Consider the following 14,000-nt stretch of genomic DNA (forward strand, 5'->3'; position numbering starts at 1 on the left):
TCTCGCGGAGGCGAGACGGAGGCCGGGCACCCGTAGAGTGGCCGGGTGGAAGCAGCCGACATCGCCGACGACATCACCGAGGTCCTCTACACCGAGGCCGAGATCCACGAGCGGATCCGCGACCTGGCCCGGGCCATCGAGCGCGACTACGCGGGCGAGAACCTGCTCATCGTCGGGGTGCTGCGCGGCGCCGTGATGGTGATGGCCGATCTGGCCCGCGAGCTCAAGCTCGACATCGTCATGGACTGGATGGCCGTCTCGTCCTACGGGAGCGGCACCAAGTCCTCCGGCGTGGTGCGGATCCTCAAGGACCTCGACTCCGACATCACGAACCGCAAGGTGCTGATCGTCGAGGACATCATCGACTCCGGCCTCACGCTCTCGTGGCTGCAGGGCAACCTCCGCAGCCGCGGCGCCGAGTCGGTCGAGATCTGCGCGCTGTTCCGCAAGCCGGAGGCCGCGAAGGTCGAGGTCGACGTGGCCTACGTGGGCTTCGACATCCCGAACGAGTTCGTGATCGGCTACGGGCTCGACTACGCCGAGCGCTACCGCAATCTCCGCGATGTCGCCGTCCTCGCCCCGCACGTCTACGAGTAGCGCCGCCGACACCGCGCAGGAGAGCCTCGAGCGGCTCTTCGCGGTGCCGCTGCTGGGCTACCACATGAGCTACCCGACCTCGCTGCGGGCGGATCTCGAGTTCAACTACTGGTGGCTCGCTCACGCGATCGACGCGGCCGTCGACGCCTTCGAGCGCACGGGCGACGAGGCGCACCTGGAGCGGGCCCGGCGGATCCACCGCGCGATCCGCGTCCGCAACGGCGGGCGCCTGGTCAACGGCTACTTCGACGACATGATGTGGCTCGGCGGCGCGCTCGCCCGCCTCGGGGAGGCCTCGGGCGACCCGCGGTTCCTCGATCGCGCCGACCGCCTCTGGCGCTTCGCCGTCGCGAAGGGCTGGAACCTCCGCCACGGGGCGAGCCTCGCCTGGCGCCGTCGGCAGCTGGACTACAAGAACGCGCCCGCCAACGGCCCGTTCGCGATCCTCGGCGCGCGCCTGGAGCGGCTGCGGCCCGACGGCCGGGAGGAGCTCTCGCGCGCCGCCCTCGACTGGATGCACGTGCGCCTCCGCGACGACGACACCGGCTTCGTCGCCGACGGCATCGGCCGCGAGGGCGGCTCCGCCCGCGACGACTGGGCCTTCAGCTACAACCACGCCGTCTACATCGGGGCGGCGCTCGCCCTGCACCGCCTGCGGCCCGACCCCCGCCTGGTGGCCCACGCCTCCCGCACGGCCGAGGACCTGCTCGACCGGCTCGCCCCCGACGGCGTCTTCGTCGACCAGGGATCGGGGGACGGCGCCCTGTTCGGCGGCATCGCCTACCGGCACCTCGTCGACCTCGCCACGACGAGCGGAGTCGCGCCCGCAGTGGCCGCCCGCGTCCGCGGCTTCGTCGCCGGCAGCGTCGCCGCGCTGCAGAGCTCGAGCGTGCGCGGCGGGGTGCTGCTGGCAGGGCCCCGCTGGGACGCGCCCCCGTCGCTCCCCGCCACGCTCTCGGCCGAGATCGGCGCCGTGCTCGCCCTGGAGGCGTCGGCGCGACTGGACCGGTCGCCGGTGCCGTCAGACTGACGGGGTGAAGGCACCCGAGAAGCGCACCGTCGCCGTCGTGATCAACCCGAGCAAGTTCGACGACGTCGGCGCCGCGGAGGACCTGGTCGCGACGATCGCGCGCCGCCACGGCTGGAAGGAGCCGCTCTGGTTCGAGACCAGCCCGGGCGACTCCGGTGCCGCCGCGGCCCGCGCCGCGCTCGAGGCGGGCCCGGACCTGGTCTGCTCGATGGGCGGCGACGGCACCGTCCGGGCCGTCGCCACGGTGCTGCGCGGGACCGGCGTCCCCTACGGCCTCCTGCCCAGCGGCACCGGCAACCTCCTCGCGCGGAACCTCGGGATCCCGCTCGGCTCCCTGCCCGAAGCGGTCGAGATCGCCCTGCTCGGGCAGGACCGCGCCATCGACGTGGGCACGGCCGCGTTCGACGACGGCGAGGAGCGGGTGTTCATGGTGATGGGCGGGGTGGGCCTGGACGCCGAGATCATGGACAAGACGGACGAGGAGCTGAAGAAGCGGGTGGGCTGGGGCGCCTACTTCGCGGCGGGGGCGCCGGCGATGTTCAAGGCCGGCTTCGAGGTGACCCTCACGATCGACGGCGCGGAGGAGCCTCCGCAGCGCTGCTTCATGGTGCTGGCCTGCAACTGCAGCTCCGTGGTGGCGAACATCGAGCTGGCCGCCGGAGCCGTGCTCGACGACGGCGACCTGGAGCTGGTGCTGCTGCGGCGGCGCTTCGGCCTCGCGCTGGACGTCGCGACCGGCAACCGCAACGGGCTCGCGTCACTCCGGCAGTGGCCCGGCCGCGAGTTCTCGTTCGAGCTCGACCAGCCGGTGCTCGCCGAGCTGGACGGCGATCCGGTCGGCCGCACCCGCTCCGGGCGCTTCGGCGTGGATCCGGGCGCCCTGCTCGTGCGCCTGCCGGTGCCCACGCCGCGGAGCCCGGGACTGACTCCGCACGACTCCGTGATCGTCGACACGTCCGCCATCGCGACGCTGCTCCCGGAGCCGCCCTCCTCCTGACGCTTGCGCGCTCTTCTTTACGGTTGTAAGTTATCTGACGGACGTAAAGAAGGCGCTCCTCGCGCCGGGAAGAAGGACCCCGTGACCGATCCGCGGCTCACCCGCTCGCGCGAGCTCCTGCTCACCGCGATCACGACGGCCCTCGACCGCCCGGGCGTCGACCAGCCCTCCATCACCGAGCTCTGCGGCGCCGCCGGGGTCAGCCGGCCCACGTTCTACCAGCACTTCGGCGACGTCCCGTCCCTGATCGAGGCCGCCGCAGTGGAGCGGATGCACGCGCTGTTCGGCGACGTCGCTCCCGGCACCGCCCCCGCCGACTGGGAGGGCGCGGTCCCCCGCATCGTCCGCGGCCTCCTCGAGGGCCTGCTCGTGCACGCCGACTTCTACCGCCGTGTGCTGAGTGGAGGCACGGCCCGCGCCGTGCAGGAGTCGGTCGTCGCGTTCCTCGCGCAGCGGCTCCTCGCCTTCTCCCCCCTCGCCGAGCGCGGATCGGGTGGCGGCGACCACGCCCGCGTCGAGCGCTTCGCCGTCCTCCTCGCCGCCGGCACCACCTGGCTGGTCGTCGGCTGGCTCCTCGACGGCGACGCCCGCCGCCCCGTGGCCTCGGCCTCCGCCGACATCGCCGAGCTCCTCGTCACCGGAGTCGCCTCGCCGCGGCTCGCCGCCCTGCACTCCACGAAGTAGAAGGACCATGACCACCTCCCCGCTCCGCCGCGCCCTGCGCGCCGTGAACCCGCGCCTCGTCGTCGTCTTCGCCGCGATCGCGCTCATCCCGCTGATCTACGCAGGACTGCTGACCTCGGCCAACCTCGATCCCACACACCACCTCGACACGGTGCCCGCCGCGATCGTCAACGAGGACACCGGCGCGACCGCCTCGGACGGCTCCGCGCTCGCCCTCGGCGACGACTTGACCGAGCAGCTCACCACCGACACGTCCGGCTCGGACTTCGCCTGGACGGCGACCGGTGCCGACGAGGCGTCCCGCGAGCTCGCCTCGGGCGACGTCCTCGCCGTCCTGACGGTGCCGGCCGGCTTCTCGGCCGACGTCGCCTCCGTCGGCGGCGACGATCCCGCCGCGGCCGTGCAGGCGAAGCTGTCGATCGAGACGAACGACGCGGCCAACCTGATCGTCGGCAACATCGCCTCCACCATCGGCACCACCGTGACGAAGACCCTCGAGGAGAAGGTCGGCGCGACCTACCTCGAGAACGTCTACCTCGGCTTCACCGACGTGCACTCGAGCCTCGAGCAGGCGGCCGACGGCGCCGCTCAGCTGGCGGACGGCGCAGGAACCGCCGCGTCCGGCTCGTCCGAGCTGGTCGTCGGGCTCACGCAGCTGCAGGACGGCACCGCGCAGCTGGCGACCGGCGCCGACTCCCTCCGCTCGGGTGCGGGGAGCGCGGCCTCCGGAGCGTCCGACCTCTCGTCGGGACTCCAGCGGATCGCGAGCGGGACCGGGCAGCTGCCCGACCAGGCGGCGGCGCTCGACACCGGAGCCCGCACGGTCGCCGACGGCGCGCAGCAGCTCGACGGCGGAGCGGCGTCGCTCGCCTCGGGGGCGACCGACCTCGCCGCGGGGACGTCGACTCTGAAGGACGGCGCGGCTTCGGGGGCGTCCGGCGCCGAGGCGCTGGCCACCGGGTCCGCCTCGGTCTCGGACGGAGCGGGGAAGGCCCTCGCAGGAGCCCAGCAGCTCGCGACCGGCGCAGGGACGCTCGCGGCCGCCACTCCGGGACTCGCCTCCGGAGCGACCGGAGTCGACTCCGGCCTCGCCTCCCTGCTCTCGCGGTACGACTCCCTCTCGGACGCTCAGCGCCTGGCCGAGCTGACCGCCCTCGAGAAGGGTGCGGCCGCTCTCGCGGGCGGAGCCTCCTCGGCGGACGCGGGCGCGCAGACGCTCGCCTCCGGTGCGACCGCGCTCGTCGGCGACGACGGCAGCGGACTGACGGCGCTCGCCTCCGGTGCCGCCACGGTCTCGGGTGGAGCCGCCGACCTCGCGACCGGCACCGCCGCCCTGGCCGCCGGGGCGTCCACCACCGCCGACGGCGCTCAGAAGCTCCAGACCGGTGCGCAGGCGCTCGCCCAGGGAGCGGCGACCCTCGACGGCGGAGCCTCGCAGCTCGCCGGCGGAGTGGACACCCTCTCCGGCGCGGTCGGCCCGCTCACCAGCGGCATCGCCTCCGCGGCCGCCGGCGCCTCCGACCTCGCCTCCGGAACGGCCGCCCTCGCGACGGGCGCCTCGGACCTCGCGGACGGCGCCGAGACCGCCGCGACCGGCTCGGCCGACGCGGCCACCGGTTCGCAGGACCTCGCCGACGGGATCGACTCGCTCGCCTCCGGATCGCGCACCCTCGACACGAAGCTCTCGGACGGCGCGGACGACGTGCCCTCCTACACCGGCGAGCAGGCGCAGGAGCTCAGCACCGTCGCGGCCGCGCCTGTCGGGATCGACGCCGAGCGGATGAACCGTGTGCCGTCCTACGGCTACGGCCTCGCCCCCTACTTCATGGCGCTCGCGCTCTGGGTCGGCGCGCTTGCCTTCTACCTGATGAGCGCCCCGCTCAGCTCCCGCCTCCTCGCCGCGCGTCGGCCCGCCTGGGTCATCGCGCTGCGCAGCTATCTGCCCGGCGCGCTGATGGCGGTCGCCCAGGGCGTGCTGGCCGCGCTCGTCATCCGCTTCGGGGTGGGTGTCGAGGCGTCGAACCTGCCCGGGCTGATCGGGATCGCCGTGCTCACGAGCCTCACCTTCGTGGCGATCAACCAGGCGCTGATCGCGCTGCTGGACGCCCCGGGCCGGTTCCTGGCGCTGCTGATGATCGTGCTGCAGCTGTCCTCGGCCGGAGGCACCTACCCGGTCGAGACCGCGCCCGCCTTCTTCCAGGCGATCCACGGCGTGCTGCCGCTGACCTGGACGGTGGAGGCGTTCCGCTCGCTGATCGCCGGCGGCAGCATCGGAGTCGCGCACGCGGTCCTGGTGCTCGTGCTCTGGCTGGTCGGGGCGCTCGCCGTGACCGTGCTGGCCGCCGCCCGGCGCCGCCGCGGCCTCGAGCCCGCCCTCCGCGACCCGGAGCCCCTCCTCGAGTCGGCCTGACCCGGGCCGGGGCGGGCCTGGTCGGTCGTTCCGTCCGCGTCTGCTGCCCCTCGTCGCGGCACGCCCCGCTCGGACACCTTCGCCTCCTTCCCGAGACCGCAGTAGTCGTCGCTGTCGAGCTCGAGTGCGACAACTCCTGCGTTCTCGCGGCGCGTCCCTACCGCCGAAGCGCCGATCCCCGCGACCTCCACCCGCAAGGCAGAGGACGCGGACCGGGAAACGCGTGCCAGCGTTTCCCGGCAGTCCGACGTACCCCGCTCTGCGGAACGCACCCCGTCGCGAAGCCGACCGCGCGCGGGGATGCGGCCCGCCGCATCCCCGCCGGACCACACAGCCCGCGGCCGTTCGGCCCACGGCGAACGCGTGGGTGGCGCTCAGAGTGCGGGAGGTAGCCTGGCAGGCACAATCTCCTCGTCAGAAAGGCGCCGGGTGTCGCACCCGCAACAAGCATGAACGTGAAGCGCATCTTCCGGGGTCCCATCCTCTACGTCGTCCTGGCGATCGTCGCGGTGTGGATCGGCTCCTCGCTGATCACCATGTCCGGCTTCCGGCCGGTCACGACGCAGGAGGGCCTCGACCTCCTGAAGGACGGCAAGGTCGACTCGGCGAAGATCGTGGACGGCGAGCAGCGCGTCGACCTCACGCTCAAGCAGGCCGACGGCGACAACGGCACGCAGGTGCAGTTCTACTACGTGGCCCCTCGCGGCGCGGAGGTCGTCGACGCGGTGTCCGCGGCGGATCTCGGCAGCACCGGCTACAACGACGAGGTCCCGCAGACCAACTGGTTCCTCTCGGCCCTCGGCTTCCTGCTCCCCATCCTCCTGATCGGCGCGTTCTTCTGGCTGATGCTCTCGGGCATGCAGGGCGGAGGCAACCGCGTCATGCAGTTCGGCAAGTCGAAGGCGAAGCTCGTCTCGAAGGAGTCGCCCAAGGTCACGTTCGGCGACGTCGCCGGCGCCGACGAGGCGATCGAGGAGCTGCACGAGATCAAGGAGTTCCTCAAGGAGCCCGCGAAGTTCCAGGCCGTCGGCGCCCGCATCCCGAAGGGCGTCCTGCTCTACGGCCCTCCCGGCACCGGCAAGACCCTGCTGGCGCGCGCGGTCGCGGGCGAGGCGGGCGTCCCCTTCTACTCCATCTCCGGATCGGACTTCGTCGAGATGTTCGTCGGCGTCGGCGCGAGCCGTGTCCGCGACCTGTTCCAGCAGGCCAAGGAGAACTCGCCGGCCATCATCTTCGTCGACGAGATCGACGCCGTCGGCCGCCACCGCGGCGCCGGCATGGGCGGCGGTCACGACGAGCGCGAGCAGACCCTCAACCAGCTGCTGGTCGAGATGGACGGCTTCGACGTCAAGACCAACGTCATCCTGATCGCGGCGACGAACCGCCCCGACATCCTCGACCCCGCGCTGCTGCGCCCGGGCCGCTTCGACCGCCAGATCGGCGTCGACGCCCCCGACCTGCTCGGCCGCAAGCGGATCCTCGAGGTCCACGGCCGCGGCAAGCCGCTCGCCGGCGGAGTCGACCTCGAGGTCGTCGCCCGCAAGACCCCGGGCTTCACCGGCGCCGACCTGGCCAACGTCCTCAACGAGGCCGCGCTGCTGACCGCCCGCTCCAACGCGCAGCTGATCGACAACCGCGCGCTCGACGAGGCCATCGACCGCGTCATCGCGGGACCGCAGCGCCGTACGCGGGTCATGCGCGACAAGGAGAAGCTGATCACCGCCTACCACGAGGGCGGACACGCTCTGGCGGCGGCGGCGATGCGCCACACCGACCCCGTGACCAAGGTCACGATCCTGCCGCGCGGCCGCGCCCTCGGCTACACGATGGTGCTCCCGCTGGAGGACAAGTACTCCACCACCCGCAACGAGCTCCTCGACCAGCTCGCGTACGCCATGGGCGGCCGCGTCGCGGAGGAGATCGTCTTCCACGACCCCACCACCGGAGCGTCGAACGACATCGAGAAGGCGACCTCCATCGCCCGCAAGATGGTCACCGACTACGGCATGTCCGCGAACGTCGGAGCGGTCAAGCTCGGCCAGTCGTCGGGCGAGATGTTCCTCGGCCGCGACATGGGCCACCAGCGCGACTACTCCGAGCAGATCGCCGAGACGGTCGACGCCGAGACGCGCCAGCTGATCGAGCAGGCGCACGACGAGGCGTGGCAGGTCATCAACGACAACCGCGACATCCTCGACCGCCTCGCGATGGAGCTGCTCGAGAAGGAGACGCTCGACCACGACCAGCTGGCGGAGATATTCAAGGACGTCCGCCGCATCGACGAGCGCCCGCAGTGGCTCTCGAGCGACAAGCGACCCCTGTCCGACCTGCCGCCCATCGCGGTCCCGGTCGCTAAGGCGCCGATCGACTCGGGCGCGACCGACGGAGGCGTCTCCTCCGCCGGTGCGGACGAGGTCGCTCCGAAGCGTCCGCCGCTGATCAATCCGCGCCCCGCGACGGCGTAGCGCGCGCGTGCCCGTCGACAAGGCGCGCATCGAGGCGGCCGTCGCCGAGATCCTCGCGGCCATCGGGGACGACCCGGGCCGCGAGGGACTCCTCGACACGCCGCGGCGGTTCGCCGAGGCGTACGAGGAGTTCTTCGGCGGGTTCGACGACGACGCCGCGGCCCAGCTGACCGAGACGTTCGCGGTGGTCGAGGGCGGCCAGGAGTCGCCGCTCGACCAGACGGTGATCGTGCGCGACCTCGCCTTCCGCTCCGTCTGCGAGCACCACCTGCTGCCGTTCCTCGGTGTCGCGCACATCGCCTACCGGCCGCGCGAGCGGGTCGTCGGCCTCGGCCGCCTTCCGCGCGTGGTCGAGACGGTCGCGTCGCGCCCGCAGATCCAGGAGCGGATGACCGAGCAGATCGCGGACGCGCTCGAGCAGGGCCTCGCTCCCGAGGGAGTGCTCGTCGTGGTCGACGCCGAGCACGGCTGCGTGCGGATGCGCGGGCCGCGCCAGACCGCGAGCTCGACCGTGACGGTCGCCGCCCGCGGGTCCCTCGCCGACCCGGCCGCTCGCGCCGAGATCATCGCGCTGATCGGCGCCGCGCGGGGGGAGTGACGTGGCCACCACCCTCGCCGATCTCACGCCGACCGGCCGCGCCGCGCTCCTCGGGATCCTCAACGTCACTCCGGACTCGTTCAGCGACGGCGGACGCTGGCTGTCCGTCGACGACGCCGTCCGCCACGGTCTCGACCTGATCCGGCCCGCCGGGGACGGACCCGCCGCGTTCGGCGCGGACCTGGTCGACGTCGGCGGCGAGAGCACCCGCCCCGGTGCCGCGCGCGTCGACTCCGCCGCCGAGCAGGGCCGCGTGCTGCCCGTCGTCCGCGCCCTCGCCGCGGAGGGGGTGCGCGTCAGCATCGACACGATGAGCGCCGCCACGGCCGAGGCCGCTCTGGACGCGGGCGCCGTGGTCGTCAACGACGTCTCCGGCGGCCTCGCCGATCCGCGGATGCTCCCGCTCGTCGCCGAGCGCGGCGCCGTCTACATCGCGATGCACTGGCGCGGGCACAGCGCGGGCATGACCGCTCTCGCCTCCTACGGCGACGTCGTGGCGGACGTCCGCGGCGAGCTCGAGCGCCGCGTCGACGCCGCGCGCGAGGCCGGGATCCGGGACGACCGCCTCCTGCTCGACCCGGGCCTCGGCTTCGCGAAGGTCGGCGCGCACGACTGGGCGCTGCTGGCCGGGCTCGACGCGATCGTCTCGCTGGGCTTCCCGGTCCTCGTCGGCCACTCGCGCAAGCGGTTCCTCGCTCCGTTCGCCCCCGCCGGCGCCCCGGCGGCCGAGCGGGACGAGGTCTCCGCCATGCTGAGCCTCGTCGCCGCCGAGCACGGCGCCTGGGGCGTCCGGGTCCACGACGTCCGCTCGTCCGCCCGCGCCCTGGCCCTCGCCGCCCGACTCCAGGAGGAGACCCCGTGACCGCGATCGACCCCGCAGCCCTCGCCGTGCGCGACTCCATCACCCTCACCGGGCTGCGCGTGCGCGCGCACCACGGCGTCTTCGACTTCGAGCGCGAGAACGGCCAGGACTTCGTGATCGACGCGACGGTCTGGCTCGACACCGCCCCGGCGGCCGCGGGCGACGCGCTGGCCGAGACGGTGCACTACGGCGAGCTCGCGATCGCTCTGGCCGACGCGGTGACCCGCGACCCGGTCGACCTCCTCGAGACCCTGGCCGAGCGCCTCGCCCGGGTGGCCCTGGGCTTCGCCGCCGCCGACGTCGTCCGCATCACCGTCCACAAGCCGGACGCGCCGATCCCGCTGCCGTTCGAGGACGTCGCCGTGCAGATCACGAGGACCCGCTCGTGAGGCCGCGGCAGGAGCGCGTCCGCCCGGTGCGCCACGTCGTGCTCGCGCTCGGCAGCAATCTCGGCGACCGCCTCGCGCATCTGGAGGAGGCGCTGCGGGCCCTCGCGACGACGCCGGGCCTGCGCATCGAGGCCGTGTCCAAGGTCGTCGAGTCGCCCGCGTGGAAGCCCGGGGGCGTCGACGAGGACGCGCCCGGGTACCTCAACGCGGTCGTGACCGGCTCGACCGTCCTCGAGCCCGACGACCTGCTCGCGGCGACGGCGGCGATCGAATCGGCCGGCGGCCGGATCCGCGGCGAGGGCGAGGAGCGCTGGGGCGACCGGACGCTCGACATCGATGTGATCGCGGTCGGCGGAGTGCTCCGCGACGACGCTCACCTGACCCTCCCGCACCCGCGGGCGGCCGAGCGGGCGTTCGTGCTCGAGCCGTGGCTCGACGTCGAGCCGGCAGCGGTCCTGCCCGGAGCCGGACCCGTGGCCGCGCTGCGCGCGCGGGCGACCGACCGCGTGACCGACCACCCGGCCGGGCTGACCTGGCCGGGACGCGGCTCCGCCCGCGGCAGCACCGCCGACCCCGAGAGCAGGACCCCGTGAGGCGCACCCGCCCCAGCACCCTGCTCGGACTCGGCCTCGCCGGGGCCGTCGCGGGGTTCCTCCTCGACCTCGCCATCGCCGCCGCCGGCCGCCCCGTGCTCATCCCGCCGCTGACCGTGCCGCTCACCCTGATCGTGGTCGCCGCCCTCGTGCTCGGCTTCGCGATCCCGATCCACCGCGCGACCAAGGGGACGCTGCGCCGGCGGATCGATCCCTTCCGGGCGATGCGCGTCGTGGTGCTGGCGAAGGCGTCCAGCCACGTCGGGGCGCTGCTGCTCGGAGCCTCCGGCGGCATCCTGGTGTACCTGCTGAGCCGTTCGATCCCTTCGCTAGGCTCCGTGTGGCAGGACGTCGCGACCATCGTGGGAGCGCTCGTCCTGCTGGTGGCCGGCCTGGTCGCCGAGCACCTGTGCACCATCCCGCCGAGCGACGACGACGACAGCGCCGTCGGCGAGGTGAACCACGCCTGACGCCGACGCCCGGACCGCCGCGGGCAGTGAGGACGACGCCATGCCCGCCGAGCCCGAGGACGTGTCGCCGACGACCCGCCGCGACGCGAGGGGGCGCCGGCGGGACCGCCTCGACATCACGGGGGAGTGGCGCCGCGTCTCGCCCCGGTACGTCGCGGTCGAGATCGTGTCGGCCGTCGTGTCGAGCGTGCTGCTGCTCGCCGTGCCCGTGGTGCTGATGCTGATCGGTCTGCCGTGGGGCTGGATCCCGACGGCCGCCGCGGCCGCCCTCGCGGTGACCCTCCTGATCGTCGCCCCGCGCCGCGCGCGCGCCTACGGCTACCTCCTGCGCCAGGACGACCTCCTCTTCCGCCGCGGCATCATGTTCCAGCGCTTCGTGTCGGTGCCGTACGGGCGGATGCAGCTCATCGACGTCAACCGCGGGCCGCTCGCCCGGGCGCTCGGCCTCGCCGACCTCCGCTTCGTCACCGCCGCCGCGGCGACCGGCGTCAGCATTCCGGGCCTGGCCGAGCAGGACGCGGAGGAGCTCCGCGACCGCCTGGTCGAGCTCGCCGAGTCGCGCCGGGCCGGCCTGTGACCGAGCTCCGCGCCGTCGAGACGGACCTCGCCGACGGGGAGTGGCACCGCCTCCACCCCGCGACCCCCGTCCTCAAGGGCGGGATCGGACTGCTGGTCGTCCTCGGCATCGTGATCACGAACCTCCGCGAGCGCCTGGTCGAGCTGTTCCTGCCCGGGCCCGAGGGCTTCGAGAGCGGCGATCCGGTCGACGAGCTGCTGCGCCGGGGCCTCGTCGGCTGGGCCCTGCTGGCGGTGGCGGTGGGCCTGGCGGTCGCGGTCTTCGCGTTCTGGCTGTCCTGGCGGATGCACACCTTCCGCATCACGGACGAGGTCGTCGAGGTGCGCTCCGGCGTGCTCTTCCGGACCAACCGGCGGGCGCGGCTGGACCGCATCCAGGGCATCGCGGTGCAGCGTCCGCTGTTCGCCCGGCTGTTCGGGGCGGCGAAGCTCGAGGTGAGCGTGGCCGGGCAGGACGCGAACGTGCAGCTCTCGTACCTCGGCTCGCGGCTGGTGGACGCGCTGCGCCGCGACATCCTGCGGCTCGCCTCGGGGGTGCGCGAGCGGGAGGCGACGACCGACGGTGCGGCTCCGGCGGCCGGGTTCCTGGCGCGGCGGCTGGAGGAGTTCGGCGAGCCTCAGGACGGGACGCCGCCCGAGTCGGTCGTCTCGATCCCGCCGGGCCGGCTCCTCGGCTCGCTCGTCTTCAGCGGCTTCACGCTGTTCCTGGCGGCCTCGGCTGTCGCCGTGGTGTTAGTCGCTGTCTACGGCTCGCCCTACGTGCTCTTCGCGATCCTCCCGGGCCTGATCGGCTCGGGCAGCTACTACGTCCGCCAGTTCGTGCGCTCGCTCCGGTACTCGATCGCGGCGACGCCCGACGGCGTGCGGGTCGGCTACGGCGTGCTCTCGACCAGCAGCGACACGATCCCGCCCGGCCGGATCCACGCCGTCGAGATCACCCAGCCGCTGCTCTGGCGCCCCTTCGGCTGGTGGCAGGTGCGGATCGACCGCGCCGGCCACGCGGCCTCCCGCGGGGCGAACGGCGAGCCGAACACCACGATCCTGCCCGTCGGCGACCTCGCCGCGGTCGAGCGCGTGCTCGCGCTCCTGCTGCCCGGACCGGCCGAGGGAGCGGAGTCGACCCCCGTCGGCGACGCGCTCCGGCACCGCGACGCGGCCGGCTTCACCCGGGCGCCGCGCTCGGCGGTGTGGCTCCGCCCCTTCTCGTTCCGGCGGACCGGGTACCGGCTGACGGACGAGGTCGCGATCCTGCGCAGCGGAGCGGTCTGGCGGCGGGTCGCCGTGGTGCCCCTGGCGCGGATGCAGAGCGTCGGGGTCCAGCAGGGGCCGCTCCAGCGCCTGCTCGGGCTGGCCTCGGCGCGCGTGCACACGGTGGCCGGCCCCGTCACTCCGCTCGTGCCGGTGATGAGCGCTGCCGACGGACTCGCCTTCTTCGAGAGCCTCGCGACGGCCGGAGTGCGGGCCGCCGACCGCGACGCGAGCCACCAGTGGGGGCGGCGCGCGGCCGCACCCGCCCTGCCCGACTGGCCCGCTCCGGAGGGGGAACCGCATGCCTGAGAACCGCCGCGACGGACGCCTGGGCGTCGGCGTGATCGGTGCCGGACGCGTGGGCCCGGTGCTCGGTGCCGCGCTCGCCGGTGCCGGCCACGCCGTGATCGGAGTCGCCACCACCAGCGAGAGCGGCCGCGAGCGCGCCGACGCGCTGCTCCCGGGCGTTCCGGTGCTCGCGATCCCCGAGCTCGTCGAGCGCAGCGAGCTGGTGATCGTCGCCGTCCCCGGGAGCGAGATCGCCGCGCTGGTCGCGGGGCTCGCCGCGACCGGAGCATGGCAGCCCGGCCAGCTGGTGCTGCACACGTCACCCGAGCACGGCTACGGGGTGCTCGCTCCGGCGCTCGCCTCCGGGGTCATCCCCCTCGCCGTCCACCCGGCGATGGCGTTCAGCGGCACCAGCCTCGACCTGGCGCGCCTCGCCGAGACCTACTTCGCCGTGTCGGCGCCGGGCCCGGTGCTGCCGATCGCTCAGGCGCTGGTGGTCGAGATGGGTGGGGAGCCGGTGACCGTGGCGGAGTCGGACCGCGCCGCCTACGCGGAGGCCGTCTCGACCGCCACGACCTTCTCGACCGCGATCGTCGACCAGGCGGCGGGCCTGCTGGCGGGCATCGGCGTCGAGAAGCCGGGCTTCTTCCTCTCGAGCCTCGTCCGCTCCTCCGTCGACGACGCCCTGCGGCGCGCGGCGGGCTGACGGGGCGGCGCCGCTCCTCGTCGCGACACCGCTCCCCGGGCGGGCCGCCGCTCGGGAGGCGGTGCCTCGCGGAGGAGCGCGGCGTCC

Annotated in this window: 14 protein-coding genes; all 14 read left to right on the forward strand. The window is 74.0% G+C overall.

The genetic code is table 11. The features are described from left to right. Positions 1–45: 45 nt before the first annotated feature. The 14 genes from hpt to C5D44_RS16480 all read left to right on the forward strand — a co-directional run bounded on the left by hpt (position 46) and on the right by C5D44_RS16480 (position 13,913). The gene (gene hpt / locus C5D44_RS16415; protein WP_104277249.1) at positions 46–597 is read left to right on the forward strand and encodes a hypoxanthine phosphoribosyltransferase; all 552 of its coding nucleotides are present in this window, start codon (positions 46–48) and stop codon (positions 595–597) included. Next, complete coding sequence (locus C5D44_RS16420; RefSeq protein WP_104282280.1) at positions 563–1,627, forward strand: glycoside hydrolase family 76 protein; 1,065 nt, start codon at positions 563–565, stop codon at positions 1,625–1,627. Before hpt ends, C5D44_RS16420 begins: the two co-directional genes overlap by 35 nt. Before the next feature lie 4 nt (positions 1,628–1,631). Continuing rightward, the gene (locus C5D44_RS16425) at positions 1,632–2,624 is read left to right on the forward strand and encodes a diacylglycerol kinase family protein (RefSeq protein ID WP_104282281.1); all 993 of its coding nucleotides are present in this window, start codon (positions 1,632–1,634) and stop codon (positions 2,622–2,624) included. 81 nt (positions 2,625–2,705) lie between these two features. Continuing rightward, positions 2,706–3,308 (forward strand): TetR/AcrR family transcriptional regulator, encoded by a 603-nt coding sequence (locus C5D44_RS16430; RefSeq protein WP_104282282.1) that lies wholly within the window; start codon positions 2,706–2,708, stop codon positions 3,306–3,308. Between the two features lie 7 nt (positions 3,309–3,315). Continuing rightward, positions 3,316–5,718, forward strand: coding sequence for a YhgE/Pip domain-containing protein (locus tag C5D44_RS16435; protein WP_104282283.1), 2,403 nt, complete (start codon positions 3,316–3,318; stop codon positions 5,716–5,718). Positions 5,719–6,167: 449 nt separating this feature from the next. Further along, entirely contained in the window at positions 6,168–8,183 is a 2,016-nt protein-coding gene (gene ftsH, locus C5D44_RS16440; RefSeq protein WP_104277253.1) for an ATP-dependent zinc metalloprotease FtsH, read from the forward strand. A gap of 7 nt (positions 8,184–8,190) precedes the next feature. Next, complete coding sequence (gene folE / locus C5D44_RS16445; protein ID WP_104224103.1) at positions 8,191–8,781, forward strand: GTP cyclohydrolase I FolE; 591 nt, start codon at positions 8,191–8,193, stop codon at positions 8,779–8,781. A 1-nt stretch (position 8,782) separates the two neighbouring features. After that, complete coding sequence (gene folP, locus C5D44_RS16450) at positions 8,783–9,643, forward strand: dihydropteroate synthase (RefSeq protein ID WP_104282284.1); 861 nt, start codon at positions 8,783–8,785, stop codon at positions 9,641–9,643. Continuing rightward, positions 9,640–10,032, forward strand: coding sequence for a dihydroneopterin aldolase (gene folB, locus C5D44_RS16455; RefSeq protein WP_258068022.1), 393 nt, complete (start codon positions 9,640–9,642; stop codon positions 10,030–10,032). Before folP ends, folB begins: the two co-directional genes overlap by 4 nt. Then, on the forward strand, positions 10,029–10,625 hold the full coding sequence (folK, locus tag C5D44_RS16460; RefSeq protein ID WP_104277255.1) for a 2-amino-4-hydroxy-6-hydroxymethyldihydropteridine diphosphokinase: 597 nt from the start codon (positions 10,029–10,031) through the stop codon (positions 10,623–10,625). Before folB ends, folK begins: the two co-directional genes overlap by 4 nt. After that, complete coding sequence (locus tag C5D44_RS16465) at positions 10,622–11,095, forward strand: DUF3180 domain-containing protein (RefSeq protein WP_104282285.1); 474 nt, start codon at positions 10,622–10,624, stop codon at positions 11,093–11,095. Before folK ends, C5D44_RS16465 begins: the two co-directional genes overlap by 4 nt. A 40-nt stretch (positions 11,096–11,135) precedes the next feature. Then, positions 11,136–11,672 (forward strand): PH domain-containing protein, encoded by a 537-nt coding sequence (locus C5D44_RS16470; protein ID WP_104277257.1) that lies wholly within the window; start codon positions 11,136–11,138, stop codon positions 11,670–11,672. Then, entirely contained in the window at positions 11,669–13,228 is a 1,560-nt protein-coding gene (locus C5D44_RS16475) for a PH domain-containing protein (RefSeq protein WP_104282286.1), read from the forward strand. The genes C5D44_RS16470 and C5D44_RS16475 overlap by 4 nt, the downstream gene beginning before the upstream one ends. Continuing rightward, on the forward strand, positions 13,221–13,913 hold the full coding sequence (locus C5D44_RS16480) for a Rossmann-like and DUF2520 domain-containing protein (RefSeq protein WP_104282287.1): 693 nt from the start codon (positions 13,221–13,223) through the stop codon (positions 13,911–13,913). The genes C5D44_RS16475 and C5D44_RS16480 overlap by 8 nt, the downstream gene beginning before the upstream one ends. The last annotated feature ends 87 nt before the right edge of the window (positions 13,914–14,000 follow it).

Source organism: Rathayibacter sp. AY1B5 (genome assembly GCF_002932795.1).
Lineage (GTDB): Bacteria > Actinomycetota > Actinomycetes > Actinomycetales > Microbacteriaceae > Rathayibacter.

Bases quoted from the DNA above. Each gene is read 5' to 3' on its own strand.
- C5D44_RS16420 (WP_104282280.1), top strand. From the start codon at position 563: ATGTCGCCGTCCTCGCCCCGCACGTCTACGAGTAGCGCCGCCGACACC.
- C5D44_RS16435 (WP_104282283.1), top strand. From the start codon at position 3,316: ATGACCACCTCCCCGCTCCGCCGCGCCCTGCGCGCCGTGAACCCGCGC.
- ftsH (WP_104277253.1), top strand. From the start codon at position 6,168: ATGAACGTGAAGCGCATCTTCCGGGGTCCCATCCTCTACGTCGTCCTG.
- C5D44_RS16470 (WP_104277257.1), top strand. From the start codon at position 11,136: ATGCCCGCCGAGCCCGAGGACGTGTCGCCGACGACCCGCCGCGACGCG.
- C5D44_RS16480 (WP_104282287.1), top strand. From the start codon at position 13,221: ATGCCTGAGAACCGCCGCGACGGACGCCTGGGCGTCGGCGTGATCGGT.